At 71.5% G+C, this 26,691-nt stretch carries 29 protein-coding genes; 16 read left to right on the forward strand and 13 right to left on the reverse strand.

Features of this window, described 5'->3' with window-relative positions; all coding sequences use genetic code 11:
• Positions 1 to 24: 24 nt before the first annotated feature.
• Both KALB_RS24945 and KALB_RS24950 read right to left on the reverse strand, forming a co-directional pair.
• Positions 25 to 864 carry an NAD(P)H-binding protein gene (locus KALB_RS24945; RefSeq protein WP_025358434.1) on the reverse strand — a complete coding sequence of 280 codons (840 nt, stop codon included), beginning with the start codon at positions 862 to 864 and terminating at the stop codon, positions 25 to 27.
• Positions 861 to 1,316, reverse strand: a complete 456-nt coding sequence (locus KALB_RS24950) for a nuclear transport factor 2 family protein (RefSeq protein WP_025358435.1) — start codon at positions 1,314 to 1,316, stop codon at positions 861 to 863. The genes KALB_RS24945 and KALB_RS24950 overlap by 4 nt, the downstream gene beginning before the upstream one ends.
• A 195-nt stretch (positions 1,317 to 1,511) precedes the next feature.
• Here KALB_RS24950 and KALB_RS24955 point away from each other — a divergent pair, with 195 nt between their 5' ends.
• A complete protein-coding gene (locus tag KALB_RS24955) occupies positions 1,512 to 2,297 on the forward strand; it encodes an isocitrate lyase/PEP mutase family protein (RefSeq protein ID WP_042222458.1) in 786 nt (261 codons plus the stop codon).
• Between the two features lie 13 nt (positions 2,298 to 2,310).
• Positions 2,311 to 3,069, forward strand: coding sequence for a maleylpyruvate isomerase family mycothiol-dependent enzyme (locus KALB_RS24960; RefSeq protein ID WP_025358437.1), 759 nt, complete (start codon positions 2,311 to 2,313; stop codon positions 3,067 to 3,069).
• A gap of 172 nt (positions 3,070 to 3,241) precedes the next feature.
• Here the strand turns inward: KALB_RS24960 and KALB_RS24965 are convergent, their stop codons facing one another.
• Together KALB_RS24965 and KALB_RS24970 are read right to left on the reverse strand one after the other, a co-directional pair.
• The gene (locus KALB_RS24965) at positions 3,242 to 4,126 is read right to left on the reverse strand and encodes an SDR family oxidoreductase (RefSeq protein WP_035976982.1); all 885 of its coding nucleotides are present in this window, start codon (positions 4,124 to 4,126) and stop codon (positions 3,242 to 3,244) included.
• The gene (locus KALB_RS24970) at positions 4,126 to 4,860 is read right to left on the reverse strand and encodes an SDR family oxidoreductase (protein ID WP_025358439.1); all 735 of its coding nucleotides are present in this window, start codon (positions 4,858 to 4,860) and stop codon (positions 4,126 to 4,128) included. Before KALB_RS24970 ends, KALB_RS24965 begins: the two co-directional genes overlap by 1 nt.
• Before the next feature lie 103 nt (positions 4,861 to 4,963).
• Between KALB_RS24970 and KALB_RS24975 the strand changes: the two genes are divergently transcribed.
• Complete coding sequence (locus tag KALB_RS24975) at positions 4,964 to 5,641, forward strand: TetR/AcrR family transcriptional regulator (protein WP_025358440.1); 678 nt, start codon at positions 4,964 to 4,966, stop codon at positions 5,639 to 5,641.
• Positions 5,642 to 5,740: 99 nt separating this feature from the next.
• Here KALB_RS24975 and KALB_RS24980 read toward each other — a convergent pair whose 3' ends face one another.
• Positions 5,741 to 7,990 (reverse strand): glycoside hydrolase family 2, encoded by a 2,250-nt coding sequence (locus KALB_RS24980; RefSeq protein ID WP_025358441.1) that lies wholly within the window; start codon positions 7,988 to 7,990, stop codon positions 5,741 to 5,743.
• 146 nt (positions 7,991 to 8,136) lie between these two features.
• Between KALB_RS24980 and KALB_RS24985 the strand changes: the two genes are divergently transcribed.
• The 3 genes from KALB_RS24985 (at position 8,137) to KALB_RS24995 (ending at position 10,771) form a co-directional block, all read left to right on the forward strand.
• Positions 8,137 to 9,591, forward strand: a complete 1,455-nt coding sequence (locus KALB_RS24985) for a serine/threonine-protein kinase (protein WP_236650004.1) — start codon at positions 8,137 to 8,139, stop codon at positions 9,589 to 9,591.
• Between the two features lie 113 nt (positions 9,592 to 9,704).
• Positions 9,705 to 10,160: a thioredoxin family protein gene (locus KALB_RS24990; RefSeq protein ID WP_025358443.1), complete on the forward strand. Its 456-nt coding sequence runs from the start codon at positions 9,705 to 9,707 to the stop codon at positions 10,158 to 10,160.
• On the forward strand, positions 10,157 to 10,771 hold the full coding sequence (locus KALB_RS24995; protein ID WP_025358444.1) for a hypothetical protein: 615 nt from the start codon (positions 10,157 to 10,159) through the stop codon (positions 10,769 to 10,771). The genes KALB_RS24990 and KALB_RS24995 overlap by 4 nt, the downstream gene beginning before the upstream one ends.
• A gap of 86 nt (positions 10,772 to 10,857) precedes the next feature.
• Here KALB_RS24995 and KALB_RS25000 read toward each other — a convergent pair whose 3' ends face one another.
• Positions 10,858 to 11,292 (reverse strand): MarR family winged helix-turn-helix transcriptional regulator, encoded by a 435-nt coding sequence (locus KALB_RS25000; RefSeq protein WP_025358445.1) that lies wholly within the window; start codon positions 11,290 to 11,292, stop codon positions 10,858 to 10,860.
• A gap of 21 nt (positions 11,293 to 11,313) precedes the next feature.
• Positions 11,314 to 11,622: an ArsR/SmtB family transcription factor gene (locus KALB_RS25005; RefSeq protein WP_025358446.1), complete on the reverse strand. Its 309-nt coding sequence runs from the start codon at positions 11,620 to 11,622 to the stop codon at positions 11,314 to 11,316.
• A 66-nt stretch (positions 11,623 to 11,688) separates the two neighbouring features.
• On the opposite strand from KALB_RS25005, the gene KALB_RS25010 reads away from it, so the two are divergent.
• Positions 11,689 to 12,072 carry a nuclear transport factor 2 family protein gene (locus KALB_RS25010; RefSeq protein WP_025358447.1) on the forward strand — a complete coding sequence of 128 codons (384 nt, stop codon included), beginning with the start codon at positions 11,689 to 11,691 and terminating at the stop codon, positions 12,070 to 12,072.
• A 46-nt stretch (positions 12,073 to 12,118) separates the two neighbouring features.
• Positions 12,119 to 12,664 carry a TetR/AcrR family transcriptional regulator gene (locus KALB_RS25015; RefSeq protein ID WP_081789951.1) on the forward strand — a complete coding sequence of 182 codons (546 nt, stop codon included), beginning with the start codon at positions 12,119 to 12,121 and terminating at the stop codon, positions 12,662 to 12,664.
• On the opposite strand, the gene KALB_RS25020 is transcribed toward KALB_RS25015, so the two are convergent.
• Positions 12,623 to 13,483 (reverse strand): LysR family transcriptional regulator, encoded by an 861-nt coding sequence (locus tag KALB_RS25020; protein WP_025358449.1) that lies wholly within the window; start codon positions 13,481 to 13,483, stop codon positions 12,623 to 12,625. The genes KALB_RS25015 and KALB_RS25020 overlap by 42 nt on opposite strands.
• 102 nt (positions 13,484 to 13,585) lie before the next feature.
• On the opposite strand from KALB_RS25020, the gene KALB_RS25025 reads away from it, so the two are divergent.
• Positions 13,586 to 15,343 (forward strand): maleylacetate reductase and hydroxyquinol 1,2-dioxygenase domain-containing protein, encoded by a 1,758-nt coding sequence (locus KALB_RS25025; RefSeq protein WP_025358450.1) that lies wholly within the window; start codon positions 13,586 to 13,588, stop codon positions 15,341 to 15,343.
• On the opposite strand, the gene KALB_RS25030 is transcribed toward KALB_RS25025, so the two are convergent.
• From KALB_RS25030 to KALB_RS49905, 3 genes are read right to left on the reverse strand one after another with little or no spacing between them, the layout of a single operon-like run.
• Positions 15,333 to 16,571 (reverse strand): FAD-dependent oxidoreductase, encoded by a 1,239-nt coding sequence (locus KALB_RS25030; protein WP_042220779.1) that lies wholly within the window; start codon positions 16,569 to 16,571, stop codon positions 15,333 to 15,335. The two genes, KALB_RS25025 and KALB_RS25030, sit on opposite strands and share 11 nt — an antisense overlap.
• Before the next feature lie 6 nt (positions 16,572 to 16,577).
• Positions 16,578 to 18,230 carry a DUF885 domain-containing protein gene (locus tag KALB_RS25035; protein ID WP_025358452.1) on the reverse strand — a complete coding sequence of 551 codons (1,653 nt, stop codon included), beginning with the start codon at positions 18,228 to 18,230 and terminating at the stop codon, positions 16,578 to 16,580.
• Positions 18,231 to 18,273: 43 nt separating this feature from the next.
• Entirely contained in the window at positions 18,274 to 18,399 is a 126-nt protein-coding gene (locus KALB_RS49905; protein WP_268872213.1) for a hypothetical protein, read from the reverse strand.
• Positions 18,400 to 19,363: 964 nt separating this feature from the next.
• Here KALB_RS49905 and KALB_RS25040 point away from each other — a divergent pair.
• The 3 genes from KALB_RS25040 to KALB_RS25050 are packed head-to-tail and all read left to right on the forward strand — an operon-like array spanning position 19,364 to position 20,960.
• On the forward strand, positions 19,364 to 19,570 hold the full coding sequence (locus tag KALB_RS25040; RefSeq protein WP_025358453.1) for a hypothetical protein: 207 nt from the start codon (positions 19,364 to 19,366) through the stop codon (positions 19,568 to 19,570).
• The gene (locus KALB_RS47750) at positions 19,567 to 20,097 is read left to right on the forward strand and encodes a DUF6879 family protein (RefSeq protein WP_025358454.1); all 531 of its coding nucleotides are present in this window, start codon (positions 19,567 to 19,569) and stop codon (positions 20,095 to 20,097) included. The genes KALB_RS25040 and KALB_RS47750 overlap by 4 nt, the downstream gene beginning before the upstream one ends.
• A complete protein-coding gene (locus tag KALB_RS25050; RefSeq protein ID WP_158510805.1) occupies positions 20,094 to 20,960 on the forward strand; it encodes a helix-turn-helix domain-containing protein in 867 nt (288 codons plus the stop codon). The genes KALB_RS47750 and KALB_RS25050 overlap by 4 nt, the downstream gene beginning before the upstream one ends.
• A 155-nt stretch (positions 20,961 to 21,115) precedes the next feature.
• Here KALB_RS25050 and phoA read toward each other — a convergent pair whose 3' ends face one another.
• Positions 21,116 to 22,510 carry an alkaline phosphatase gene (gene phoA, locus KALB_RS25055; RefSeq protein WP_025358456.1) on the reverse strand — a complete coding sequence of 465 codons (1,395 nt, stop codon included), beginning with the start codon at positions 22,508 to 22,510 and terminating at the stop codon, positions 21,116 to 21,118.
• A gap of 151 nt (positions 22,511 to 22,661) precedes the next feature.
• On the opposite strand from phoA, the gene KALB_RS25060 reads away from it, so the two are divergent.
• The 3 genes from KALB_RS25060 to KALB_RS25070 are packed head-to-tail and all read left to right on the forward strand — an operon-like array spanning position 22,662 to position 24,500.
• The gene (locus tag KALB_RS25060; protein WP_025358457.1) at positions 22,662 to 23,432 is read left to right on the forward strand and encodes an enoyl-CoA hydratase/isomerase family protein; all 771 of its coding nucleotides are present in this window, start codon (positions 22,662 to 22,664) and stop codon (positions 23,430 to 23,432) included.
• Positions 23,433 to 23,487: 55 nt separating this feature from the next.
• A complete protein-coding gene (locus KALB_RS25065; protein WP_025358458.1) occupies positions 23,488 to 24,216 on the forward strand; it encodes a phosphotransferase family protein in 729 nt (242 codons plus the stop codon).
• The gene (locus KALB_RS25070) at positions 24,213 to 24,500 is read left to right on the forward strand and encodes a TFIIB-type zinc ribbon-containing protein (protein ID WP_236650005.1); all 288 of its coding nucleotides are present in this window, start codon (positions 24,213 to 24,215) and stop codon (positions 24,498 to 24,500) included. Before KALB_RS25065 ends, KALB_RS25070 begins: the two co-directional genes overlap by 4 nt.
• 792 nt (positions 24,501 to 25,292) lie before the next feature.
• On the opposite strand, the gene KALB_RS25075 is transcribed toward KALB_RS25070, so the two are convergent.
• Positions 25,293 to 26,051, reverse strand: coding sequence for a hypothetical protein (locus tag KALB_RS25075; protein WP_025358460.1), 759 nt, complete (start codon positions 26,049 to 26,051; stop codon positions 25,293 to 25,295).
• Between the two features lie 212 nt (positions 26,052 to 26,263).
• On the opposite strand from KALB_RS25075, the gene KALB_RS25080 reads away from it, so the two are divergent.
• Positions 26,264 to 26,683, forward strand: coding sequence for an SRPBCC family protein (locus KALB_RS25080; RefSeq protein WP_025358461.1), 420 nt, complete (start codon positions 26,264 to 26,266; stop codon positions 26,681 to 26,683).
• The last annotated feature ends 8 nt before the right edge of the window (positions 26,684 to 26,691 follow it).

The following is a 26,691-nucleotide window of genomic DNA, read 5'->3' on the forward strand; positions in this document are numbered from 1 at the left end:
CGGCCCCCGGCGCTGACAGCGGGGCTATCCGCCGAGTGCCGCCCGGTGCGCCGAGACGAACTCGGCGAACGACCGGGCGGGGCGTCCGGTGATCTCGGGGACCACCGAGGTGACGCGGTCCTCCGCACCGTGCCGGATGTCCTCGTCGAGACCGGCCAGCACGGCGGCGAACTCCGCCGGGATCCCGGCGGCGAGGAACCTGTCGACCATCTCGGCGGTGCTGACCGGCCGGTGCCGGATGGGTCGGCCGGTGGCCCCGGCGATCACCGCGGCGGCATCGGCGTAGCTGAGGGCCTCCGGCCCGGTGATCACGTGCTCGGTGTTGTGCGGCAAGGGATCCAGCAGCGCCCGGGTGGCGACCGCGGCGATGTCGGCGGCGTCGACGAAGGCGACCCGGCCCGCACCGGTCGCGGTGACGATCTCGCCGCGGTCCCGGATGCCCACGGCGATGAGGTGCTCGTGCAGGAAGTTCTGCATGAACCAGGACGGCCGCAGCACGGTCCACTCCGGCACGCTCGTGCGCACCAGGCGGTGCAGGGCGCCCGGTCCGGAATCGCCCTCACCGATCGCCGACGAACTGAGCAGCACCACCCGCCGCGTGCCCGCCCGCAGCGCCTCGGTCAGGAACGGTTCGACCAGTGGCACCGGGTTGGCCTCGCCGATCGGGGCCACCAGGTAGATCTGTTGCACCTCAACCAGTGCCGGGCCGTGGGTGGCCGGATCGGCCCAGTCGAACCGCACCTGCCCGGGATCGCCGTCCGCCGGTGTCCTGGTGGCGATCCGCACCGCGGCTGCCCGCTCGCGCAACTGGGCGGCGACCCTGCTGCCGGTGGTGCCGGTTCCGCCGGTGACCAACACGCTCACGCGTTCGGCTCCCCACCGGCGAAGGAGGCGGTCAGCTCGTCCAGCCCGCCCAACGCCTCCGCGGCGGCCAGCGGGCTCCAGTAGTCGCGGTAGTGCACGATCTCCCCTTCGCGTGCCGTGACGACCGCGATGTAGCGCACCTGGTAGGGCCTGCCGGTGCGCACCGCCTCGCCCGCCACCTCGAACTCGACGATGACGACCTCGGGGTCGGTCGTGTCGTGCACGGTCTGGGCGGTGATCGCCCGCACGTCCAGGTGGTCGGGGTAGTCCCGCAGGTAGTCGGCGATGGCATCGCGGCCGACCAGCCGCTGCGGGTAGTCCGCCGGGGCGAAGGGGAACTCGAGGATCCCGTCGGCGGCCCACAGCCCGGCGAACCCGGCCATGTCCTTGGCGAGCAGCAGCCGCAGCGCCTCGGTGACGAGGTCGCGGGCGGTACGGCGTGGTCCTGACATGAGGCGACTCCGATCACTTCCAAATGGACGGAACGGTACCGTCCCGTCCAAACTATAGACCAGGGCGGGCGATGCCATGAAAGTGCCGTTCACTGCGTTGAACGCAGTGAACGGCACTTTCATGACACCAGCGGCTCAGGCGGCCTGGCCCACGTGTCGGCGGCGGCCGACAGGTGCACGGCCTACGGTGGGGCCATGTCCGACAAGGTGATCAAGTTCCGGCACATGCACGAGAGCGGGCTGCTGGTGCTGCCCTGCGCGTGGGACCTGCCCTCCGCGCGGCTGCTCGCGGCGCTGCCCGAGGTGTCGGCGATCGGCACCAGCAGCGCGGCGGTGGCCGCCGTACTGGGTGCGGCGGACGGCCAACTGGTGCGGGCCGAGGCGATGATCGAGGCCGTCGGGGCAGTCGTGCGGGCGGTGGACCTGCCCGTTTCGGCCGACCTGGAGGGCGGCTACGAGGACGTGTACGGCACGGTGCGGGCGGCGATCGAGGTGGGGGTGGCCGGGGTCAACCTGGAGGACACGGCCCACCCGAGCACCGATCTGCACGGTGCGGAGCAGGCGGCGGACCGCGTCGCGCAGGCCAGGCGGGCGGCCGAGGACGCCGGGGTGCCGATCGTGATCAACGCGCGGACCGACACCTGGTGGTCGGGCGGCGGGGACCACGCCGAGGGGGTCGACCGCCTGCTGCGGTACTGGGACGCGGGCGCGTCGTGCCTGTTCGCGCCGGGTCTGCCGTGGCAGGAACTGCCGAGCGTGCTGCGCGAACTCGGTGGCGCCCCGCTGAACGTGCTCGCGGGGCCCGGCATGCCCTCGCTGGCGGAGTTGGCCGCGGCGGGGGTGCGCCGGGTGTCGACCGGTTCGGGCCTTGCCCGCGTGGCTTGGGACGCCGCCCGGCAGGCGATGTCCGGGCTGCTGGCGGGCACGGCACCGGCGACGGGGCTGAGCTACGAGGAGCTGTCCCGGGTGATGGCCCGGTAATACGCTGCTGCCCGTGACAGCACTGGGGTACGAGCACTACCTGACCGAGATGCCCGCGGAGGCGGCCAGGTTCGTCGAGGCCGTCGCGGGGGCTGACACCGCGCGACGCGTGCCGACCTGTCCTGAGTGGACACTCGCCGACCTGATCACGCACGTGGGCCGCGCGCACCACTGGGCAGCCGACATCGTGTCCAGCGGGGCCCAGCAGCCGCTGCCGAACGAGGCCGAGCCGCCACAGGACCCCGCACAGCACGTGCAGTGGCTGCTGGACGGGGCCGAGCGGCTGCGTTCGGCGGTGGCCGAGGTCGGGGTGCACGCCCGGGTGTGGACCCCGACCGGCCGTGGCGCCGGGTACTGGCTGCGCCGCATCGCGCACGACACGGTGGTGCACCGGGCCGACGCGGCGTTCACCACCGGTGGTCGCTACGAGGTGGACCCGGCGCTGGCCGCCGACGGCATCACCGAGTTCCTGGAGCTGCTGCCCGCGCTGATCGCCGTGCGGATGTCACCGGGGCTGGCGGAGTTGCCGGGGACCGGCCAGAGCCTGCACTTCCACGCCACCGACCTGGACGGGGGCGAGTGGCTGGTGCACCGCGTGCCGGAGGGGATCAGCTGGGAGCACACGCACGGCAAGGCCGATGTCGCGGTGCGCGGCCGGGCCGTGGACCTGCAACTGGTGCTCACCAACCGGATCGGGGTGGACGATCCGCGAGTCCAGGTGTTCGGCGCCGTCGAGGAACTGGTGCACTGGCGCCGTTGCACGACTTTCTAGCGGGGCGTCGCGCATCGTTGACCTGGTATCCAGTCCGGGCCGAGGCTGCGGTGTCCTGAAAGTGCCGTTCGGGACATCCGGTGTCTTGAACGGCACTTTCATGACACGGCCCGCGTCGGCGGGCGTGACTGGGTGGTCGCCGGCGAGACACGGTCAGTTCCGAGGCGAGCCGCTAACGGGGCGAGAGCAGGTCGGGGAACCCGATGCGCTCGTAGAACTCGGTGCGGATGCGGTCGCCGAGCTCGAAGACCTGCTCGGCGCCGTCCCGTGCCGGGTCCACGTGCACCCGGAACGGCCGCTGTCCCTTGGGCAGGTCCACCACGCGCACGATCTCGCGGGCCACCTCGACCGGGTCGGCCTCGGCCGGGGTGATGGCGGCCAGCCGTTCGGGCACCTGCGCCAGGTCGGCGTAGAGCTGCTCGTACTGCTCGGCAACCGCCGTGTGCTCGGGCCGCCCCGAGTGCGCGAAGTGGTTGGTACCGCTGGGAAAGGCCCCCGGCACGACTATCGTGGTGTCGATGCCGAAGCGGGCCAGCTCGGCTGCGTAGCTGACGGCCAGCGCGTCCTCGGCGGCCTTCGCGGCGAAGTACGGCGCGAGGTAGGGCGGGGTGCCGCCCCGGCTGCTGCTGGAGCCCACCCAGACCAGCAGCCCGTCGCGCTGGGCACGCAGGTGCGGCAGGGCCGCGCGGTTGACCCGCTGCGTGGACAGCACGTTGGTGTCGTACACGGCGGCGAGCTGCCGCACGCTGAACGCCTCGGCCGGACCCAGCACCATGTGCCCGGCGTTGTGGACGACCACGTCCAGCCGGTGGGACTCGGCCAGGATCCGGTTGATCGCCGCGTCCACCGAGTCCTGGTCGGACACGTCCATCTCCACCGCGTGCAGCCGAACCCCGTGCTGTGCCGAGTACTGCTCGGCCGCGGCCACGGCGGGGACGTTGCGGCCGGTGGTCTCGCGCATCCCGGCGTACACGGTGTGCCCGGCATCGGCCAGGGCACGGGCGGTCATGGCGCCGAAGCCGCTGGACGCGCCGGTGATCACAATGGTGCTCGACATCAGATGATCCCTCCGTTGGTGTAGATGACCTGGCCGTTGATCCAGCGGGCCGGACCGGCCAGGAAGGACACGGCCTCGGCGATGTCCTCGGGCACGCCCAGCCGCTCCAGCGGGGCCATGGAGGCCATGTGGTCGACGGTGGCCTGGTCCTTGCCGTCCAGGAACAACGGGGTCGCCGTCGGGCCGGGTGCCACCGCGTTCACGGTGATGTCGCGGCCCCGCACCTCCTTGGCCAGGATCAGGGTCATCGCGTCCACCGCGCCCTTGGTCGCCGCGTAGGCCGCGTAGCCGGGCAGCGCGATCTTGACCACCGAGGTGGAGAAGTTGATGATCGCCCCGCCCTGGCGGACCCGGCGCACCGCCTGCTGGTCGACCACGAAGGTGCCGCGCACGTTGGTGCGGTGCAGCCGGTCGAACTCCGCCAGGTCCAGGTCGGCCAGCGGGGACAGGTGCATGACGCCCGCGGTGTGCGCCACCACGTCGATCCCGCCGTAGCGCTGCTCCGCGAGGTCGAACAGGGCGGCGACCTCCGACTCCTCGGCCACGTCGGCACGGGCCGCGCTGGCCGTGCCGCCCGCCTCGGTGATGGCCCGCACGGTCTCCTCCGCGCGGGCCGGGTTGCCCGCGTAGTGCACGAGCACGCTCATGCCGTCGGCGGCCAGCCGCTCGGCCACCGCCCTGCCGATACCTCCCGACGCCCCGGTCACGATCGCCACCCGCTGCTGGCCGGTCATGGAACCCACTCCTCGTATCGCCGTTCCGTTCGACTGGTAACGACGCTACACCCGGATTCGTATCCGCGCTATCTCAGAGTCGTAACTGCGCTAACATGGGCTCATGGACGTGCGCACACAGATGCTGGAGGCGGCCGAGGCCCTGCTGGACGCCTCGCCCGACCGGGACATCGCCACCCGCGCGGTGTGCGAGGCCGTTGGCGTGGGGGCGCCGATGCTGTACCGGCTGTTCGGGGACAAGAACGGGCTGCTCAGCGCCGTGGTCGACTACGGGTTCGAGCGCTACCTGTCGACCAAGCGCGCCGCGGAGCCCTCCGCCGACCCGGTCACCGACCTGCGCACCGGCTGGGACACCCACGTCGCCTTCGCCCGGGCCCACCCGGCGGTGTACCGGCTGATGTTCTCCCCCAGCTTCAGCGCGGTGCCCAACGCCGCGGCCGAGGCGATGGGCCTGCTGCGCGAGGTACTCGTGCGCTGCGCCGAGGCGGGCAGGCTGCGCGTCGACCCCGACACGGCCGCACAGGTGATCATGGCCACGAACATCGGGGTGGCGCTGAACCTGGTGACGCAGTCCGAGACCTACACCGACCCCGAGCTGTCGCACCGCGTGCGCGACGCCGTGCACGCCTCGCTGCTCACCGAGGCCCCGAGCCCCGCGCAGCACGACGGGGCGGCCAGCGTGCTGCAACTCGCCGCGCGGCTGCGCGCCGACCAACCCGAGGCGCTCACCCCCGCCGAGACGGCCCTACTGCTGGAGTGGCTGGACAAGCTGGCGCGCTGACCAACCCCGCTCAAAAGGCCATGAAAGTGCCGTTCCTTGCGTCGAACGCAAGGAACGGCACTTTCATGGCACGCCTCGCCGAGGTCGCGAAGGTGCCCTTCAGGACCTGGCCGACCAGGCGTCCTCCACCGCGAAGGTCGTGTCCTCCTCGTAGTGCGCCGGATTGTCCTGCGCCCCGCCCCCGCCCAGCCCGGCGATCCACACCTCGGCGTTGATGTGCCGCAGCAGGTGGTCCGGGAAGTTGCCCGACTGCAGGCTCACGTCGTGCCCGGACAGCCCGGGCAGCAGGCAGAACGTGGCGTCGGCGGCGAACAGCGGGGTGCCGTTGTTGTCGTCCAGGTGCAGCCGGAACTGGCTGTGCCGCAGGTAGGCGCCGGGGAAGTTCACCGACTGGAGCGAGTAGCAGTCCGGGTTGGCCAGCCCGGGCCGCACGGTGAAGCTGGCGTCCTGCTTGTCCAGCGGGCTGCTCGCCCCGTTGACCACCGAGGTGACGCCGAGCCCGAACTGGTGCCGCACGTACCGGTCGGTGAAGCCCGGGGTGGTGACCCGCAGCGACACGCGGCGCCCGATCTGGAGGGAATCCGGGGTGTTGAGCCACTGCGAGGCCGCGAGGACTCGCTGGTTGGCGGCGCGGATCGCGGCGGGATCGCCCTTGACCGCGCGGCGGTCGTAGGTGAGCAGGCCGTTGACCTCGGACTCCACGTCGGTGACCTGGGTGAACACCGAGGCCCCCAGCGCGCGGGCGCGCATCCAGCCGATCATGTCCGACATCAGCCCGGTGTAGCGGCGGGTCAGCGCGGCGGCGTCGGGCTGCATCTCGTAGCTGACGGTCCGCGCGGGGTCCCAGACATGGCCGGGCACGACGAGCCCGAGCCCACCGAACTCCCCCAGCACACCGGCGCGACCGCCGTGGCCGGGCGAGCCGGGGCCGACGTAGACGTGCACGTCGGCGAGGTCCCCGTTGCCGCCGTCCACCGAGCCGCAGCAGTTGATCCCGCTCATGTTGTCCACCAGGCGGCTGGGGTCCCAGGACTTGACGGCGGTGGCCAGCCGGGCCTGGTCGAACTGGCCCCAGCCCTCGTTCTGGTTCACCCACGCGATGATCGAGGGCGAGTTGCGGTGCTGGTCGACCATCGCGTGCAGCTCGGTCTCGAACTGCGCCCGCGCGGTGCTCGACGGCGGCTTCTCCTCGTCCATGGCGGGCATGTCCTGCCACACCAGCAGCCCCAGCTTGTCGGCCCAGTAGTACCAGCGCTGCGGTTCCACCTTCATGTGCTTGCGCACCATGGTGAAGCCGAGCTGCTTCTGCTGATCCAGGTCGTAGCGCAGCGCCTCGTCGGTGGGCGCCGTGTAGATCCCGTCCGGCCAGTAGCCCTGGTCCAGCGCGCCCACCTGGAAGGTGAACCGTCCATTGAGGACGGGTCTGGGCGCGCCCGCGACCCGCTGGACGCCGATGCCGCGCATGCCGAAGTAGCTGGTGACGGTGTCGGAACCGGCCGTGACGGTGAGGTCGTACAGGTACGGGTCCTCCGGGGACCACAGGCGTGCGTTGGGTATCGGCAGCAGCAGTTGCTGGAACGCCGCCCCGCTCACCGAGGTGCCGCTGGCGGCCGAGGAGACCCGCACCGGTACGCCACCGGTCTGGTCGGTGCGCGCCGTCACGCGCAGCACGCCCGCGGGCACGTCGGGCACCAGGTCCAGCCCGGCGACCGACTGGGCCGGGGTCGGCTCCAGCCAGACGGTCTGCCAGATGCCCGAGGCCGCGGTGTACTTGTAGAACTGGTCCGGGTTGAGCCGCTGCTTGCCGATCGGCCCGTCGCCCGCGTCCACCGGGTCGTGCACCCCGACCACGAGTTCGTTCTCACCCGCGTGCAGGGCCGGGCTGATGTCGAACCGGAACGAGTCGTAGCCGCCCCGGTGCGTACCGACCTGGGTGCCGTTCACCCAGACGGTGCTGTCCCAGTCCACGGCGCCGAAGTTCAGCCATACGTGTTGCCCGGACCAGTTGGCGGGCACGGTGAACAGCCGCCGGTACCACATCCGGTCCTCGTGCCGCCGGTGGCCGGACAGCAGCGACTCCACCGGGTAGGGCACGGTCACGGCGTCGGGCAGGGAGGTGCCGATCGGCGGGGCCTGGCCCTGGGTGGCGGGGGCGAACTGCCAGCGGCCGTTGAGGCTGAGCCAGTCCTGGCGCACCAGTTGCGGGCGCGGGTACTCGGGCAACGGGTTGTTCTGGTCGACCTGGGTGGTCCACGGGGTGGTGAGCTGGACCGGGGCCGCCAGCACCGGTTGCGCGAGCAACACGGTCAGGACACAGGTGGACAACGGAACGGATGGGTGCACGATCATCGCCTCCCCTGACGACGAGACTCCCAGCGCGCGGGCGGGACTGCCCCAAAGGGCGCAATGGCACCACGCGGTGCCACCCGCGAAGACCCATTCTGTACCGTCCGAGCCGAATTCGGCTGGGCAAAGTTCGTTGGAGGATGTCGCACGTGACCACGCCTGGGACCACACGACTGGTGGCCGGCCGCTACGCCCTGCTCACCGAGATCGGCAGGGGCGGCATGGGCGTCGTGTGGCGCGCCGAGGACACCGTGATCGGCAGGCACGTGGCGCTCAAGGAGCTGAGGCTGCCCGACGGGGTACACGGTGAGGAGCGCGCGGTCCTGGAGGAGCGCGTGCTGCGTGAGGCGCGCAGCGCCGGGCGGCTCAACGACCCGGCCGTGGTCACCGTGTTCGACGTGGTCTCCGACGCGAACACCACCTACCTGGTGATGGAACTGATCGAGGCGCCCACGCTGACCGAGCTGGTGCGGCAGAACGGGCCGATGCACCCGGCGGCTGCCGCGGCGATGGGCAAGCAGGTGCTCTCCGCGCTGATGTGCGCGCACGCGGCGGGCATCGTGCACCGCGACGTCAAGCCCAGCAACGTGATGGTCTCCGCCTCGGGGCGGGCCAAGCTGACCGACTTCGGCATCGCGCGCATCGACGACGACCCCCGGCTGACCTCCACAGGGGCCGTGGTCGGTTCACCGGGTTACCTCGCACCGGAGCGCATCCAGCTGGGCAGCGCCACACCGGCCACCGACCTGTGGGCCCTGGGCGCGACCCTGTACTACGCGGTGGAGGGCCGGTCGGCCTTCGAGCGGTCCACCACGGCGACCACCCTGCACGCGGTGATGACCGAGGTGCCCTACCTGACCCGCTGCCAGGGCCCGCTCGCCTCGGCGATCATGGGCATGCTGATCAGCTCGCCGCAGGCCCGGCTGACCGCCCAGCAGGCGGCGCACCTGATGGACCTGGCCGCCGCCGGGCCGCACAACGGGCAGTCGCAGCCCAACCTCGCGGTACCGGCGACCACCCCGATCACGCCCGAGCCGAGCACCGGCTCACGGGTCGGGCGCGTGGCGGTGCTGGCCGGGGTCGCCGTGCTGGTGGCCGCCGCGGCCTTCGGCGGGGGCTGGCTGACCGGCAAGCTCGGCGGCACCGCGACCAGCGTCGCCTCGCCTGCGCTGCAACAGACCTGGACCTACGGGGACGGCGGGCAGATCCCCCAGTTCAAGCTGAACACCGGTAGCTGCGCGAGCGGGGCGATGGCCACCGGCCGCTCGTACACCACCGGCACCGCCTGCACCGAGCCGCACGACATCGAGGTGTTCGCCAACCCCAGCACGCTGGACACCAGCTACAAGGGCAGCTACCCGGGGCAGGACGCGGTTTCCCGCGACGCCGAGGGCAGTTGCGCCCTGGTGTTCGCCTCGGACAAGATCAGCTTCCAGGACCGGGACACGAAGTTGCGCTTCCGCGCGCTGGTGCCCTCGGCCGACGCGTGGAACCGCAAGAAGTCGGAGGACTCCTCCGAGGGCCCGGCCCGGGAGTCCTTCTGCGTGCTGTTCGCCGCCGACGGCAGCCAGCTCACCCAGTCCGCCATCGCGCGCCCGTCCTGAACCCGCCGCTGAAAAAGTCCGCGCCGATCGCAGGTGCTGACCGGAACACGGCTTCTGGTGCCCTGTAGGCGGTATCGGCAACCCTGCCGGTACCGCCCGAGAGGAGCCCCTGCATGTTCGGGATCAGCAAGGTCCTCGGCGCCCTCGTCGCCGTGGCCGCGGCACTGGCGATGGCCGCGCCCACCGCGAGTGCCGCCCAGGTCAAGGACGACTCGATCGTCACGCTCACCCCCAGCAACCAGCAGCAGGTCCTGGACATGTCCAAGACCAAGCTGGTGATCATGGACTTCGGCGCCACCTGGTGTCCCGGCTGCCGCCAGCTCAAGCCCTGGCTGGAGCAGCAGGCCAGGTCCAACGGCGGCAAGTGGATCCTGGCCGAGGTGGACGTGGACCAGAACCGCAGCTTCACCAACGGGTACAGCATCAAGTACATCCCCACGCTGATCGCGCACAAGAACGGCGCGGAGATGGGCCACGACCGTGGCGCTGCCCGGGACAACGGCACCATGATGTCCAACGAGCAGATCAAGGCGTGGATCGCCAAGAAGATCACCGAGTACGGGTCGTGAAGCGACTGCTGGCGGCGTTCGCCCTGCTGATCGCACTGCCGCTGCCCGCGGTGGCCGCCCCCTGTGAGTGCCACCTGGGCGGCAGCGACGAGCTGTGCGTGTGGACCGGCCCGAACTTCACCGGGCAGCTCTACCGCCTGCCCGTCGGGGCGAGCAAGGTGACCCTGCCCTCCTCGGTGGAGGTGCACAGCTACCGCAGCGCCTCACGGCAGAACGCGCTGGTCACCTCCAACACCGATCCCGGCGACGACCACGCGCTGGTCCTGGGCAAGGGCGAGGTCGCCCAGTTCGCGGGCGGCGACTCCGCCGACCCGGTCAAGCAGTTGCTGCACAACTGGAGCGGGCGCCGCTGTGAACTGGGCACCAAGCACCAGGTGTGCGTCTGGTCCGGGGAGAACTTCACCGGCGAACTGCTCACCCTGCCGGTCGGGGCGCCGAATGTGTTCGTGGCCATGGACTTCACCGCGCGCAGCTACCAGAACACCCGTGAGGGCAACATGATGACCAGTTGCCCGCCCGGCGGTACCTGTCGCGTGCTGAACATGACCGCGAACGAGCGCCAGCCCAGCACCAGTTGGCTGGTCACCGGGATCCGGGCCGTCAGCGGCTGATCCACCCGGTCAGTGCCATGAAAGTGCCTTTCACTGCGTTGAACGCAGTGAAAGGCACTTTCATGGCACGTTCCGACGTCGACCGCTCAGTCCTCGTCCAGGCCGATCGCGGCGATGAGCTGGACGAGTTGGCGGCGCAGGCCCTCGTAGTCCTCGACGGCGCCGAGCAGCACGGGATCCTCGCGCTCGGCACGGGTGGCGCGGGCGTGCACGGCCGCACCGGCCGCGGTGATCGACACGAGGACCTTGCGGCGGTCCACCTCGTCCACGGTGCGCTCGGCGTGCCCGGCGGTGACGAGCCGGTCCACGGTGCGGCTGATCGTCTGGTCGGTTACGCGGCAGCGCCGCGCGAGCCCGCGCTGGGTCAGCGGCCCCTCGGTGAGCACGTGCAGTGCGATCAGACCGGCGTGGGTCAGCCCCATCCCGGCAAGGACCTGTTCCCAGGAGCGCTCGGTGAGTCGGGCGGCGACCGACAGCAGCCTGCCGGTGGGCCAGGTCGCCAGCGGATTGGGCTCGGTCATCGGGCAATCCAAGCGCAGGTGTCAGTCGCTGTCCACGGCGGCCAGCACGCTGGCGAGCAGTCCGGGGAAGCGCGCGTCGAGGTCCTCGCGGCGCAGGGACATCAGCACGGTGCGCCCGACCCTGCGCTGGAACAGCACCCCGCCCTCGCGCAGCACGCGCCAGTGGTGGCTGGCGGTGGACTTGGACACCTCGGGCAGGGTCGTGCCGCAGGTCAGCTCCTCACCGGCGGCCAGCCGGTGCACGATGCGCAGCCGGATCGGGTTGGCCAGCGCCTCCAGGACGTCCTCGATGCGCAACTGCTCCCGGGCCGGGTGGACGAGTGCTACCACGCCCCCAGCCTAGCCGATGGGCTACAGTTCACGTACATTCGAACTATCGAACGGTCAGGAGTCACCATGCCCACCGCCGACGCCACCCTTGCGCACCGGTTCCTGCACGCCTTCACCACCGATGATGCGGCAGCGCTGCGCGAGCTGTTCACCGAGGACGCGTGGTGGAGCATGCCCGGCGAGGGCACGATCTCCGACCGGATCGAGGGCGCCGACGCGGTTGTCGCGCGGGCCATGGCGATCCGCGGCAACGGGGTGCGGACCGAGCTGCTGCACGTGCTGGTCGGGCAGGACGGCGTGGCGCTGTCCCTGCACAACACCGCCACCAAGCCGGACGGCCGGGTGCTGGACGAGCACCTGGCCACGGTGCTGACCGTGCGCGGGGACAAGATCGCCGGGATCGACACCTACCTCAGCGACGTACCGGGTATGAGCGCTTTCTTCCGCTGAGCTACGGTGGTTGAGAACGTGAGTTCTCACGCGCCCGGAGGTGTCGGTGCTGACCCCAGAAGCGGTGCTCGAAGCGGTCGAGCCGCTGTTCTACGGACGCGGCGTGCAGCAGGTGGGCATGGACCAGGTCCGCGCCGCCTCCGGGGCCTCGCTCAAGCGCCTCTACCAGTTGTTCCCGTCCAAGGACGCGTTGGTGGAGGCGTATCTGCTGCGCCGCGACGAGCGGTGGCGCCGCTCGGTGGCGCAGTACGCGGACGCCCGGCCCGAACCGCTGCTCGCGGTGTTCGACTGGCTGCACGACTGGTTCAGCGAGCCGGACTTCCGCGGCTGCGCGTTCGTCAACTCCTTCGGTGAGCTGGGCGCGAGCTGCCCGCCGGTGGCCGAGACGGCGCGGGCGCACAAGCTGGCGTTCCGCGAGTACCTGGTGGGCATCGCGCCAACCCCGGAGCTGGCCGACCACGCCCTGCTGCTCGCCGAGGGTGCGATCACGATGGCGGCGGTGACCGGTTCGGCCGAGCCCGCCCGGCAGGCCAAGCGGGCGCTGCTGGCGCTACTGGGTGACGGCGGCGAACACGGCGCGGATGCGGGGTAGGTGCTCACGGCCGCGCCGGGCGGCCAGGTGGAGCGGGTTGAGCACGGGCTCGCGCGGGGTGTGCAGGACCCGCACCGAGCCGGCGTCGATGGCGGGCTGGGCAAGGTAGCGCGGCACCACCGACAGACCCGCGCCCGCCTGCACGGCGACGACCACGGCCCGCATGTCGGCGACGGTGAACACCGGCTTGGGCGGGGCGGTGCCCCAGCAGTCCCGGAAGTAGCGACGGGCCATCGGCATGTCCTCGGAGTAGCCGACGAACGGCCGCTCCCCCGGCTCGTACGGCGCCTCACCGGCCCGGCCGATCAGCACGAACTCCTCGTCGTGCGAGTGCACCAGGTACAGGCCGCGGCTGGGCACACCCTCGATCTTGGTCAGCAGGGCCACGTCCAGCTCGTCGGCGAGCAGCCCGGCCAGCAGGTCCGGGGACAGGCCCACCCGGCAGCGCACCGTGAGCCCGGTGGCCAGCAGCGGGGCGAGCCGTTCGATCAGGTGCCCGGCCAGCAGGTCGGCCGGGGCGCCGAGGAACACCGGGCCGGTCGCGCACTCGGCCGCGCTGCGCAGGGTGTCCAGCGCGCCCTCCAGCGCGTCCACGTGCTCGGCGATCTCCGCGGCCAGCTTGTGGCCCGCCTCGGTGGGTGCGATGCCGCGGCCCGCCCGGTGGAACAGCGGCCGCCCGACCACGGACTCGATCGCCCGCAGGTGGTGCGACACCGCGGGCTGGGACAGGTGCAGGGCCTCCGCGGCCCTGGACACGCCCCCGGTCCGGTACACGCTCAGGAACGAGCGCAGCGCGACCAGTTCGGGGCGGGTGGACACATTCGCGAACTTTAGCAGTGACCCAGGACACCACAACTTCCTGAATGGGTGCGGTCACGGATCGGGATGGCCCCGGCGGGCGGGCAGCGGTTAGCTCGGATCATGCGCAGCTTCGCCTGGTCCGGCTCACCGGCCCGCATCGTGTTCGGCGCGGGCACCCTCGCCCAGGTCCCCGAGGAACTGGCCAGGCTGGGCAGCACACGCCCACTGCTGCTGGCCAGCGACCGGTGGGCCGACTGCGGCGTGCCCGCGGCGGCCCGGTTCGGCGGCGCGACCATGCACACCCCGGTCGAGGTCACCGAGCAGGCGCTGGCGGTGTTCCGCGAGCACGGCGCGGACAGCATCGTGGCCATCGGCGGGGGCTCGACCACGGGGCTGTCCAAGGCGCTGGCCGCGCACACCGCGGCGCCGCAGATCGTGGTCCCCACGACCTACGCAGGGTCGGAGGTCACCCCCGTGCTCGGCGAGACGCGGGACGGGGTCAAGACCACCCGGCGGTTGCCCGAGGTGCTGCCCGGCACGGTGGTCTACGACGTGGAGCTGACCCGCTCGCTGCCGGTGGCCACCACGGTCACCAGCGCCGTGAACGCCCTAGCACACGCCATCGAGGCGCTCTACTCGCCGCAGGCCTCACCGATGACCGATGCCATGGCACTGCACGTGATCGGCACGATCCCGCGCGCGCTGCGCGATCTGTCCACTGTGGATTCCCGCGCCGAACTGCTCGAAGCGGCCTGGCTCGCGGGCAACTGCCTGGCCTCGGTCAGCACGGGGCGGCACCACAAGCTCTGCCACGAACTCGGCGGCCGGTACCGGCTCCCACACTCCGAGACGCACACGGTGTTGCTGCCGCATTCGTTGGCAGCACACGGTTCCACCGACACAGTAGCGCGGGCCATGGGCGTCACGGACGCACCCGGCGCGCTGTACGACCTGATCTCGGAGTTGGGCGGACCGACCTCGCTGCGCGAACTGGGCATGCCCGAACCGCAGGACGAGTTCCTGCACCGGGCGTGGCGCGGACAGCGCCCCGGCGAGGCGGTGAGCGCGCTGACCCGTCAGGTGCTCGCCAGCTTCGCGGGCACCGAGGACCCGCGCACCCACCAGCTGATCACCGACCTGGTGCGGCACCTGCACTCCTACGCCGTGCGCAACGACCTGACCGAGCGGGAGTGGACCCGCGCGATCGAGTTCCTCACCGACACCGGGCACATCACCGACGACAAGCGCCAGGAGTTCGTGCTGCTCTCCGACGTGCTCGGCCTGTCCAGCGTGGTCGACCTGCTCACCAATTCCCGCACGCCCGACACGACGCCCTCCGCCGTACTGGGACCGTTCTATGTGGACGGTCCGCCCGCCGCCGAGCACGGGGCCGACATCTCCGACGGGTTGCCCGGCACGCCGCTGGTCGTGCGCGCGCGGGTCACCGACGAGGCGGGCGAGCCGGTGCCGGGCGCGGTCGTCGACGTGTGGCAGTCCAATGAGGACGGTTTCTACGACGTGCAGCTGCCCGAGCTGGACGGACCGGTGCTGCGTGCCCGGTTCCACACCGACCCGTTGGGCCGCCTGCACTTCCGGTCGATCCTGCCCTCGGCGTACCCGATCCCGGCGGACGGCCCCGTCGGCGGCCTGCTTGCCGAGGTGGGCCGCCACCCGTACCGCGCCCCGCACGTGCACTTCATGATCTCCGCGCCGGGACACCGCAGGCTGGTGACCCAGTTGTTCGTGCGCGGCGGCGAGTACCTCGACTCGGACACGGTGTTCGGCGTGAAGGACGCGCTGGTCGTGGAGTTCACGCCCCAGCCGGACGGATCCCGGCTACTGGACTACGAGTTCCGCATCGGCCGGCTCAGCTCGTGATCAGCGCCGGGTCCAGGCTGGGGCGGCCGGGGCCGTAGGCGTTGGCCAGGGCGGCGCGGCGGCGGAAGGCGGGCAGGCTCGCCAGCAGGCGGAAGACCCCGCCGGGGGCGAGCGGGCGACCGGCCGCGATGTTGGCGGCGATCCGGCGTTCGACCCGGACCTGCTGGTCCTGGACCTGGACGATCGCGGGCTCACGCAGCCGCTGCACCCGGGCCAGCGCCTCCTCCGGTAGGGGCAAGCCCTTGCGCAGCAACGGGATCAGCTCGTTGGCGGCGACGACGGCGTCCTGGATCGCCATCAGGATGCCGTTGCCGCCAACGGGTGAGATCACATGTGCGGCATCACCGATCATGAGCAGACCCGGCCGGTGCCAGCGCGGGGCGCAGGCGATCTCCACGGACAGCAGGGTGGTCTGCGCGAAGTCGGTGAGCAGGTCGGCGCGGTCGGCCAGCCAGCTCACGTGCTCGCGCAGGAACCGCCGGATCGGCTCGACCCCGGCCTGCCGCGCGGCGGCGTACCCGCCCTTGGGCAGCGTGTAGCCGACCTGCCACTGCGTGGGCCGCCCCAGCAGCCCGACGTAGTGGTCGCTGCCGAAGTACAGGTCCACGTCGGCCTCGGGCGGATCGGTCTCGGGTCGGCGCGGCAGCAGGAACCAGAGCAGGTCGCTGCTGGCGCCCAGTGAGGTCACGGGCAGGTCGGCGAGCCTGCGCATTCGCGAGAACCGCCCGTCCGAGGCGATCACCAGGTCGGCGCGCGACTCCTGGTCGCCGTAGCGCACGCCGGTGATCCGCTCGCCGTCCCGCAGCAACTCCACGACCTTGGCACCGGTGATGATCCGCGCCCCGGGCAGGTCGCGGGTGCGCTCGGCGAGGAAGTCCAGGAACCGGGCCTGCGGCATCAGCGCCACGTAGGGAAACTTGGTGTCCAGCCGGTTGTAGTCGGTGGTGGTGAAGCTGCCGCGCGGAGTGTGGAAGCGGAAGTGGCTGGCCTTGAAGTGCTCCAACGCCAACAGGTCCTCGGCCAGGCCCAGGGTGTCCATCAGCTCCAGGGTCGCCGGGTGCAGCGAGTCGCCCCGGAACTCCCGGTCGAAGTCCTGGTGCGCCTCCAGCAGGGTCACCTCGACCCCCGCCCTGGCCAACAGGTGCGTCAGCACCATGCCGCCCGGTCCCCCACCCACCACGCAACAGCGCACACCGGCCTCCCGGAAATTGTTCAGCAAGCTGAACATATCCGCTCAGGCCCGCGGGCGCCACTCCCGCACCAACTCCGCCAACAGGTCCAGCGGCACGATGCCCGCGCCGAGCACCAGGTCGTGGAACGCGCGCAGGTCGAAGTCGGCGCCCCAGGTGCGCTCGGCCAGCCCGCGCAGCCGCTGGATCTCCAGCCGCCCCACCATGTAGCCCAGCGCCTGCCCCGGGTTCTCGATGTACCGGTCCACCTCGTTCACCACGTCGACCTCGGTCTGCGCGGTGTTCTCCCGCAGGTAGTCCAGCGCCTGCTCGCGGCTCCAGCCCAGCGCGTGCAGCCCGGTGTCCACCACCAGCCGGGCCGCGCGCAGCGAGTCCATCGCCAGCATGCCCAGCCGTGCCACGTCGTCGGAGTACAGGCCCATCTCCTCGGCGAGCCGTTCGGCGTACAGGCCCCAGCCCTCCACGTTGGCGCCGATCGCGGCGAACCGGCGCAGCAGCGGCAGGTCCCCTCGGCCGACCGTGGTGGCGAACTGGAAGTGGTGCCCCGGCACGGCTTCGTGGAAGGCCGTGGCCTCCGCGGTGTACCGCTCGCGCTCGTCGGGGGTGGAGGTGTTGGCGAAGTAGGTGCCCAGCCGCGCGCCGTCCACGGAGGGGATCGTGTAGTAAGCCGCGGGCAGGTCGGCGGCCAGTTCCGCCGGCACCGGCTCGACCAGGCACTCATGCTCCGGTAGCCGCCCGAACCAGCCGGGTGCCGCCCGGTGCGCGCGAGCCACGGCGTCCCTGGCCACGGCGAGGATCTGCGCCTCGTCGCGCCAGCGCAGGCCCGGGTCGGTGAGCAGCCGTTCGCGGACCGCCGCCGCGGTGTCCAGGCCGAACGCCCGGCCGCCGATCTCCCGGTACTCCTCGTCCAGGCGCTCGATCAGGTCCAGGCCCGTTCGGTGCAACTGGTCGGCGGTCAGCTCCGTGGTGGTGTGGTCGCGGATCAGCCTGGCGTACGCGGCTTTCCCGCCCGGCAGCCAGCACAGGCCGGGGCGGGCGTCGGGCCGGGCGTGGCCGAGCAGCTGGGTGGCGAGCAGCTCCCGGTAGCGGGCGTAGGCCGGGCGCACGGCCACGGTCAGCAACTGTTCCCGTTGGGGCACCAGGTGATCCGCCAACTCCGGCCTGCGCAGCGGGTCGTTGCCGGGGTCGTCCAGGTACCGGTCGATCGCTCGGATCGCGGAGCGCACCAGGCTCGCCACCGGGGCGTGCCCCCGCGCGAGGGCTTGCCGCTGCCGATCCGCCAGCGCGCCCAGGGCCTCGGGCAGGGCCGCGAGCCGGGCCAGGTAGGCACGCTGCTGGGGCTCGTCGGCGGGCCGGATCAACGGCAGCACCAGGAGCAGTTTCAGCGCGCAGGCCGACAGCGGCGAGGCCACCACGTGGTCGATCAGCGGGAACTCGATGCGGGAGACCAGCGCCTCGGCCTGCTGCACCACCAGCGCCGCGGTGATCCGGTCCTGCTCGGGCAGCCCACTCGCCAGCAGGTCCCGCGCCCGGTCGGCGAGCTGGCCCGCCCGCTCGCGCATCAGCTGTCTGGCCGACTCGTCCAGCTCCGGCAGCCGCTCGTCGTGCTCGTGCACCCCGATCAGGGTCGCCTGCACCGGCTGCTCGGTGAACAGCAGCCCGAGCAGCTCCCCAGCCAACGCGGACACATCGGTCACCCTTGCATTACTACCAGCAACACAAGGGTGACCGGATATCAATTCAGCGCACGTCAAGTGCCCTGGTGATGGTGTCGAACAGGTCGGTCTGGTTGGTCACGCCGACCACGTTGGTCCACCGCACCGGCAGGTTGCCCTTGGCGAATTGGCCCAGCAACGGCTTGTCCACGCGAGCCTTGCTCAGCCCCGCCGCGTCCAGGCACCGCCGAGGTCGTACAGGCGCCAGGCTACTGGGATGTGCCGCACGGCGGCTTCGAGGCACGGGCTCACGACGGCTCCAGCCGGTATACCGTCCAATGCTGAGCGGGGTCAGCCGCGGCGTGGCACGCCGGACACTCTGGCCGCCACCACGCCTCTCGCACTGGCCGCTGTGCGGGGATCTCGATGTGCTCGCCTGCGAGGGTGCGAGCCGGGCCGGGAGCAGGCTGGGGTCCGCGGCTGGGTACCGCGTGCCGGGCTCGTGGACCGGGCCACCACGTCCACGTTTCCACCTCGGTGGGCGTGCTCATGACACGTTCCGGGTGGCGTGCTCCGGCGACGCGGCGATCGGGGCGCAGCACGCCGCCGGAGCAGGCTGGGTGCCACCCCGCGGGCGGCTTGTGGGAGCGGTCTGCGGGGTGGAGTCCGCCTCGTTGAACGGGGGTGACGAGACGGAGGGTCCGGCCGGCACCAGGGAAGGGCCCGCCGGAGACTGGGCCCCGGCCAGCGGCGTCCGGCGGGTGCCGTGGCTGCGCGCGCTGGCCGGGAATCCCCTGCCCGGCGGCGCCGGGAGGGCTGGTAACCGTGGCCGCGCCGCAGCGGGCGGCGTGACGACCACGAGGTCGGCACGTACGACGACTCCCCGGTTAGCCGCAGCACAAGATCCTGAACCGTCACCGTGGTACAGGCCCAGCGCGCGAGCGCAGTGAGCGCCAGGCCGCCGAGGACCACGAGGCCCGCGATCAGTGCTGCTGTCGTGTCCGCCATGACGACTCCTCAGGAGGGGGTGCCGCAACCATCCTCCCGCGTGAGTAATCAAACAAGCAATCTGAGCAATCACAGCTGCATGTCTACCTGATTGGAGGACAGTTGCTCGGCCGACTGGACGGGTTGAATGGCCCCTACTCCCATCCGGCACAAAGCCAGGAGGAACCGTGAAGCTGACGCACATCGCCACCGAGTCCGGCAAGACCGGCTGTCCGTCGTTCTTCTCGACCGACCGCGGCACCTACGTCGTGCAGGGCTGGCGAATCACCGATGCCGAGGCCCGCGCCGCGCTCCAAGAGCGGGGCTTGCCGGACCACGAGGACGCGATCGAGATCCCCGCAGCTCTGGTGCAGCGGATCCGCGAGTCGGCGTGACGCGCATCAGCCGCGACCAGTTCCAAGACCTGTTCAGCCGATTCGAGCGATCGGCGTGGCGGCTGGAGACGCAGGGTTGGTACGACGAGCCGGACGAGGGCGCGCTGCTGGCGCAATGGCTCGCTGACCCGGACGCTGGGGCACAGGCAACGTTGGAATGGTTCGCTGACTGGCCAGAGCTGATCGTCGCGCAGGTCGCTGAGGGCAAGAGGTACGCCCGGGTCCGGGTGCTCACTGAGCCCCCGACGGACTACCTGCGCTGGCAACTCGGCGTCATCACAGCTCCGGCTGTGGCGGCTGGCGAGGACATCCGGGTCCTGCCCGCCGACACGGCGGCCGGACTCACGCTCGGCGCTGCCGACTTCTGGCTGTTCGACGATTCGACCGCCGCCGTGCTGGACTTCGAGCATGGTCAGGTGATCGGTGCCGACCTGATTGCCGGTCCCGCGGTGGAGCAGTTCCGCGCAATCCGAGCAACCGCGTGGGATCATGCTCTGCGATTCGAGGAGTACCAGCGTCGACAGTGATCGAGGAGAGCGTGAGCAGCAGCTTCGAGGCGGACCGGCTGGCGTTCGGCGACAAGCTGCGGCGCCTACGCGAGGCGGCCGAACTCGACGGCAAGGACCTTGCCGCCCGGCTTGGCTGGCACGCTTCAAAGGTCTCGAAGATCGAGCGCGGCAAGCAGACACCGAGCGACTCGGACCTCGTGGACCTGCTTGCCGTGCTCGAAGTGCCGGAGTCTGCCGCCGAGGCGCTCCGCAGCGAACTGCGTGAACTGCGACTGAAGCAGCTGTCATGGAGACGCCAACTCCGTGCTGGCCATCGCGACCGGCAGCGCCAGGATCTGGCCGACGAGTTGTCCGCGAGCACGATCCGCGCCGTCGACATCATGGCCGTGCCCGGCCTGCTCCAGACGCCGGACTACACCCGCGCAATCCTGACCACCCAGTCCGAACTGCTCGACGTGCCCGCAGTCGGCCTCGACGAGGCGGTCGCCGAACGGATGAAGCGGGCACAGGTGCTCTACGACAGCAGCAAGCAGATCACGATCCTGATCGCTGAGGCCGCGCTCCTCCATCCGGTGTGCACGCCGGGCGTGATGGCCGTGCAGGTCGACCGGCTCGTGTCAGCCACCAGCCTGCCGACAGTGCGCGTCGGCGTGATCCCTGCCTATCGGCCGCTTCCGGTCCTGTTGCCGCACGGCTACTGGATCGTCGACGACGTGGTCAGCGTCGAGCACATCGCGGGCGAGCTGCGGATCACGGACGCTGAGCAGGTCGCGATCTACAATCGGCACGCCGACATCCTGTGGAGTGCGGCGGCCGAGGGCGACGAGGCCAGGGCCATCCTGCTGGGGTGCGGTCGGCACTGGGCCGAGCTGGCGCGCTGACCGGCGTGCCGGACCTGTGCCCGTCCATGATCATCAGGCACAGATCCGGCACATCCGACGGCCAGAACCAGTCGGTAGCAGTCGGTACTGTCTCAGCAAGGTCAGACGATCTTCAGACGGTTCGCCCCCAGGTCGGGGACAACCACATGGGCAATTCAGCGCACGTCAAGTGCCCTGGTGATGGTGTCGAACAGGTCGGTCTGGTTGGTCACGCCGACCACGTTGGCGGCCTGCGGGCCGTACCCGGCGATGCGCACCTGGGTGCCAGTGTGCTCCTGGGACTGGCCGGGGGTGTTGGTGGCGTAGTTGATGGTCATCGGCACGCCGTCGTGGGTGATCAGCGTGGCGGTCTGGCCGGGGCTCTTGGCGTCAGCAGGGATGATCTGGCTGGTGTGGCCGTGGTCGGCGGTGACCACCACGAGGGTGTCGGGGTGGCTGCGGGCGAAGGCCATGCCCGCGGCGACCGCCTCGTCGAAACCGACGGTCTCACCGATCTGCCCGCACGGGTCGGCGGCGTGGTCCTGCTTGTCGATGCTGGCGCCCTCCACCTGGAGGAAGAAACCCTTGCCACCACGGCGGTCCTGGCGGTCCAGCAGCTCGATCGCCTTGCGCGTCATGTCGGCCAGCTTGGGCTGCGTGGCGGGCAGCGCGGGGTTGGGCGTGCAGGTGCTGGCCGGGGTGCCGCCGACCTTCGCGCCGGGCCCGGTCCACTGCACCGGCAGGTTGCCCTTGGCGAACAGGCCCAGCAGCGGCTTGTCCGCGCGAGCCTTGCTCAGCCCCGCCGCGTCACCGACCACCTGGTACCCGGCCGCGGTGGCCTGCTCCAGCACGGTCTTGCCCGCGAACTTGCCCGCGCGGACCTTCTGGTCGAAGGAGGCCGAGCCACCGCCGAGCAGCACGTCGGGGCGGGTCTGCACCAGCTGCTCGGAGATCGAGCCGGCGCCGCCGTTCTCCTTGGCGTTGGCCGGGCAGTTGGCCATCGTGTCGGGGCCGTAGCACTTGCGGTCCACCACGTGCGCGCCCAGCACGGCCGGGGTCGCGTCCTGGACCTCGGCGGTGGTCACGTCACCGGTCCGGTAGCCGCCACGCTTGGCCAGCTCCAGGATCGTGGGCAGCGCGTTGCCGTAGGCGTCCACCGAGATGGCGCCGTTGTAGGTCTTGGACCCGGTGGCCCAGCCGGTGCCCGAGGCCGCCGAGTCGGTGACGTAGTCGGGCTTGGCGGGGTTGCCCTTCTGCACGGAGTAGGTGGTGTAGTCCCCGGTCAGCGGCAGGGTGTCCAGCGCGAGCCTGCCCTCGGCGCCGCGCGCGTAGTTGCGCGCGATGGTGATCTCGGAGTCGCCCATGCCGTCCCCGATGAACAGGATGACGTTGCGGGCCTTGCCGCCCTTGATCGCGTTGCGGACCTCGCTGGTGCGGTCCCCCATGGCGCGGGCGCTGCGCTCGGTGGCGTCGCCGTTGCTGGCCACGGCCGGTGCGGCGGCAGCGGTCAGCACCAGCAGGGCACCGGCCACCGCGGTGAGGCGCCGGGCGCGCGTTCTGGGCAGATTCATCGTTTTATGCCTCCTTGACAATATTGATCGGTGTGTACCCAACGTCCCGTTCACGGACATCGGCTGACCCGGTGGTGGCCCGGCGATGAGGATGCGGTGAACTACTAGCGAGTAGGTGCCGCCGACAACGAGGAGCTCCGCCGTGGAACTGCTGCGCCTGGACCGGGACCCGTCCGGCTTGGCCGTGCTGACCATCGCCGCCCCACCGCTGAACCTCTACACCGCGCAGTTGCAGGACGAGCTCGGCGAGGCGGTGGGCCTGCTGGAGGCCGACCGGCCGAGGGCCGCGCTGATCAGGGCCGAGGGCAAGCTGGTCAGCGGCGGCGTGGACGTCGCACTGTTCGACGCCCAGGCCAGCACCGAGGACGCCAAGAAGCTGTTCGACCAGATGCTGACCGTGCCCGACCGGATCGCGGCACTGCCCTTCCCCACCGTGTTCGCCGCGCACGCCCTGTGCCTGACCTGGGCGTTCGAGATCGCGCTCGCCTGTGACGTGCTGCTGGCCGCACAGCGCGCCAAGTTCGGGCTGGTGGAGAACGTCATCGGGCTGACCCCGACGATGGGCGGCACGCAGCGGCTGGCCGCCCGTGCCGGGGTGGGCCGGGCCAAGGAGTTCGTGATGACCGGGGACCGCTACGAGGCGGCGACCCTGGAGCGCTGGAACGTGGTCAACCGCGTGCTGCCCGACGAGGGCTTCGACGAGGCGGCCCGCGAGTTCGCGCTGCGGCTGGCCCAAGGGCCGACCCTGGCGCACGCGGCCACCAAGCAGGTGCTCGCGCACTACGAGCACGGTGGGGTCGCCGAGGCGAACGAGCAGGTCACGACCATCGCCGCCGCGCTGTTCGACAGCGAGGACCTGCGCGGCGGGGTGCGTTCCTTCCTGACCGACGGCCCCGGCAAGGCCACCTTCTCCGGCCGGTAGGGAACTCCCGGACTTTGCCAACCGTTTACCTTGCGTGGAGCAGGGAGTTGTTGTCTTGGCCGACGGTCTCGCCGTCAAGGTGCACCACGGCGAGACCGTCGGCACTGAGCTGACGCGGCGGCTGGCGGTCGCGGCGCGGCCCGAGCTGCGCGCGATCCTGTTGCCCCCGAACGAACTCATCCCCGCCGGGGACCGCTGGGTGTCGCTGTGGCCCGCGGGCGAGCCCGTGCCGCGCGACCCCGAGGCCGCCCCCTGGGCCGAGGCCGGGCGCTTGCTGGCGGCCCTGCACCAGGTCGACCCGAGCGGGCTCGGCGCACTGCCGCAGGCCGGGACCCCGGAGCGCGTCGCCCGCGCCATGCGCCGCCTCGTCCGTTCTGATTCCCCGCACGCCGCAACGGTTCTTCGCGCCTGGACCGGCCTGCCGGTGTCCGCCGCGCCCCGGCTCGTGCACGGGGACTGGCACCTGGGCCAGCTCGTCCGGTACGAGGGCCGCTGGCTGCTGATCGACCTGGACGACCTCGGGCTCGGCGACCCGTCCTGGGACCTGGGCCGGGTCGCCGGCTACTGGGCCGCGGGTGTGCTGCCCGAGGACTCCTGGCCACGCCTGCTCGACGCCTACCTCGCCGCCGGCGGGCTGTGCGGCCGCCACTGGTACGAGGTCGACGCCGCCGCCCGCGCCCACGTGGCCCACAGCGCGGCGCGCTCGCTGCTGCGCGGCACCGAACTCGACGAGGTCGACCTGGCCCTGATCGAGGCATGTCACCGAATGAAGGAGATCCGATGATGATGGCCTGCCCGAAGTGCCCCGGTCAGATGCGCACCTACGAGCGCAACGGGGTGCACGTGGACCAGTGCGACAGCTGTCGCGGGATCTTCCTGGACCACGGTGAGCTGGAGGCCCTCTCGCGCGCGGAGGCCCAGTGGATGCAGCAGCCCCAGCCGCAGCAGTACCGGCCGCAGCCCCAGTACCAGCAGGGGCAGTACCAGCAGGGCCCCGGCTGGGGCGCCCCCGGCCAGTACCACCAACGCGGCAAGAAGGGCTTCAGCCGCTTCCTCTTCTCCTCCTGACCCCACCCAGCGCGCGAGTCCCGCCCTGGGGTCCGTGAGTCCCGCTCTCAGGCACGCGAGTCCCGGGCTGGGGCGTACGAGGTGCGGCCTCCGGCGCGTGTCGGCGCTTCCGGTACCGCGTGTCGGCGCTTCCGGTACGGCGTGTTCGCGAGTCGGGTGGGCGCGGGACTCGCCCGCACCGGAGAACGGGACTCGGCGACCGGTGGATGGGACTCGCGCATCGGCGAGCGGGACTCGCGGGGTCGGGCGGGACTCACACGCCCGGTGAACGGGACTCGCCCGCACCGCTGAGCAGAACTCGGCGACCGCTGAGCGGCACTCATGCGCCCCAGGGTGGGATTGGCGTGCACCTGGACGGGACTCGGCGCCCGGAGGACGGGACCCACGGACGCCCGGCGCGACTCGGCACGCGCAGAGCGGGACTCGGCGACTGATGGGCGGGACTCGCGGGGGTCGGGCGGCACTCACCAGCCCGGCGGACGGGGCTCACGGACGCCAAGCGGGACCCGGCATGCGCCAGAGCGGGACTCGGCCACCGGTGGGCGGGACTCACGGACGCCCGGCGGGACTCGGCGACCACTGAGCGGGACTCATGCGCCCCAAGACGGGACTCACCGGAGCCGGGCAGTCGCGCACACCAGGACGGGACACCCGCACCAGAGCGGGACTCGGCCGCGGCTCAGCGGGACTCGCGCACCGGAGAACGGGACTCGCCGACCGGAGAGCGGGACTCGGCGACCGGTGGACGGGACTCGGCGACCGGTGGACGGGACTCGCGCACCCGAGAGCGGGTCACCAGCGGATGCCGGGGATGGTGTCGGCGACGGTCCAGTAGACGGCGGACCGGGGTAGCACCTCGGTGTCGGCGTCCATGAGCTGCTCCTCGGGGGACCGCCACACGCGGAGTTGCTCGCGGTAGTGACGCAGCCCGGTGCCGGGCTCGGTTGGATCATCCGGGTACACGTAGGGCATGCGGAACCAGCCGGAGATCGGCTCGGTCGGGTCGTCCTCGACCTGGGGTGGCGGCGGGCGCAGCAGCTCGCGGTCGAACTCGGTGCCGTCGGCCTGCCCGTAGCCGTTGACCACGTCGACCGAGTACAGCGGCAGGTTCGCCCACGCCGACCCGTCCTCGTCCTGGCCAGCGGTGGCGAGCCAGTCGCGGACCTCCTCCTCGGTCATGTCGTAGCCGAGCGCGGCCAACACCCCGGCCCACACCCCCTCCACGTCACCGGCGAAGGCCGCGGCGGTGTGCCGCAACACCGCGCACTCCGGCGCCCGCCGACTGCCGGGCAGCACCTTGCGCCAGCCGCGGCGCGGTTCGCGGCAGCGGCGGCAGCGGCCTCGCTCGTCCACCTCGTGCTCGCCGAGCAGGGCAAGCAGGGCCGCGGTCACCCGCAGCATCCAGTCGCGCTCGTCGGTGGTGCCGAACAGTTCGGCGCTGTCGACCCCGCCGGTCTCCAGCCAGTCGACCAGCCGGTCCAGTTCGGCCAGGGCCCTGGCCCGCCGCACCAGGTGTCCACTGCGCGCGGCAGCGCCCCCACCGGTGTTCATCGGTCTCCGCTCGGCCTGGACCCGCAGGGCGCGCGGCGGCGTCACCCCATCGGGGCAGGATACGACGGCCAGTTGGGGCAGCCCCACCCGAGTGGGGTGTTTTCCTTTGGCGCGAACGAGTTTGGCAACGATGTGACAAAAATGCCGATCACCGGCATGTGCCGATATCCGATACCTTTCAGTCTCGATACCGTGCACGCGGAGGAGCCGCCATGACCGAGTACCACACCACCCGCAAGGTCTCAGTACCGCCCGACTCGGTCTGGGCGGTGCTGGCCGACCACGAGGGCATGCCGCGCTGGACGGCGAGCCGCTCGGCCCACCTGGAACGGATCGGGGACCAGGACCGCAACGGGGTCGGCGCCATCCGCGCGCTGGGCACCCCGGTCGGCCGCATCCGCGAGGAGATCACCGAGTTCGACGCCCCGAACCGACTCGTCTACCGGATGCTGTCCGGTGCGCCGGTGCGCGACTACGTCGGCACGGTGCGGCTGAGCCCGGACGGCGCGGGCACGCTGATCGAGTGGTCGGTGTCCTTCGTGCCGCGCCTGCCCGGGGTCCAGCTGGTGATCAAGGCGCTGATCGGTCAGCTCGCCACCGGCCTGGCCAAGGAGTCGGCCAGGCGGGGCTGAGACTGAAG

This window comes from Kutzneria viridogrisea DSM 43870 (assembly GCF_000525635.1).
GTDB classification, from domain to species: Bacteria; Actinomycetota; Actinomycetes; order Mycobacteriales; family Pseudonocardiaceae; genus Kutzneria; species Kutzneria viridogrisea.

What these genes read in the sequence shown, in the direction of transcription:
- KALB_RS24950 (WP_025358435.1), bottom strand. Translation starts at nt 1,316, where the DNA reads ATGTCAGGACCACGCCGTACCGCCCGCGACCTCGTCACCGAGGCGCTG.
- KALB_RS24955 (WP_042222458.1), top strand. Translation starts at nt 1,512, where the DNA reads ATGTCCGACAAGGTGATCAAGTTCCGGCACATGCACGAGAGCGGGCTG.
- KALB_RS24965 (WP_035976982.1), bottom strand. Translation starts at nt 4,126, where the DNA reads ATGTCGAGCACCATTGTGATCACCGGCGCGTCCAGCGGCTTCGGCGCC.
- KALB_RS24970 (WP_025358439.1), bottom strand. Translation starts at nt 4,860, where the DNA reads ATGACCGGCCAGCAGCGGGTGGCGATCGTGACCGGGGCGTCGGGAGGT.
- KALB_RS24975 (WP_025358440.1), top strand. Translation starts at nt 4,964, where the DNA reads ATGGACGTGCGCACACAGATGCTGGAGGCGGCCGAGGCCCTGCTGGAC.
- KALB_RS24980 (WP_025358441.1), bottom strand. Translation starts at nt 7,990, where the DNA reads ATGATCGTGCACCCATCCGTTCCGTTGTCCACCTGTGTCCTGACCGTG.
- KALB_RS24990 (WP_025358443.1), top strand. Translation starts at nt 9,705, where the DNA reads ATGTTCGGGATCAGCAAGGTCCTCGGCGCCCTCGTCGCCGTGGCCGCG.
- KALB_RS25000 (WP_025358445.1), bottom strand. Translation starts at nt 11,292, where the DNA reads ATGACCGAGCCCAATCCGCTGGCGACCTGGCCCACCGGCAGGCTGCTG.
- KALB_RS25010 (WP_025358447.1), top strand. Translation starts at nt 11,689, where the DNA reads ATGCCCACCGCCGACGCCACCCTTGCGCACCGGTTCCTGCACGCCTTC.
- KALB_RS25025 (WP_025358450.1), top strand. Translation starts at nt 13,586, where the DNA reads ATGCGCAGCTTCGCCTGGTCCGGCTCACCGGCCCGCATCGTGTTCGGC.
- KALB_RS25030 (WP_042220779.1), bottom strand. Translation starts at nt 16,571, where the DNA reads ATGTTCAGCTTGCTGAACAATTTCCGGGAGGCCGGTGTGCGCTGTTGC.
- phoA (WP_025358456.1), bottom strand. Translation starts at nt 22,510, where the DNA reads ATGAATCTGCCCAGAACGCGCGCCCGGCGCCTCACCGCGGTGGCCGGT.
- KALB_RS25070 (WP_236650005.1), top strand. Translation starts at nt 24,213, where the DNA reads ATGATGATGGCCTGCCCGAAGTGCCCCGGTCAGATGCGCACCTACGAG.
- KALB_RS25075 (WP_025358460.1), bottom strand. Translation starts at nt 26,051, where the DNA reads ATGAACACCGGTGGGGGCGCTGCCGCGCGCAGTGGACACCTGGTGCGG.
- KALB_RS25080 (WP_025358461.1), top strand. Translation starts at nt 26,264, where the DNA reads ATGACCGAGTACCACACCACCCGCAAGGTCTCAGTACCGCCCGACTCG.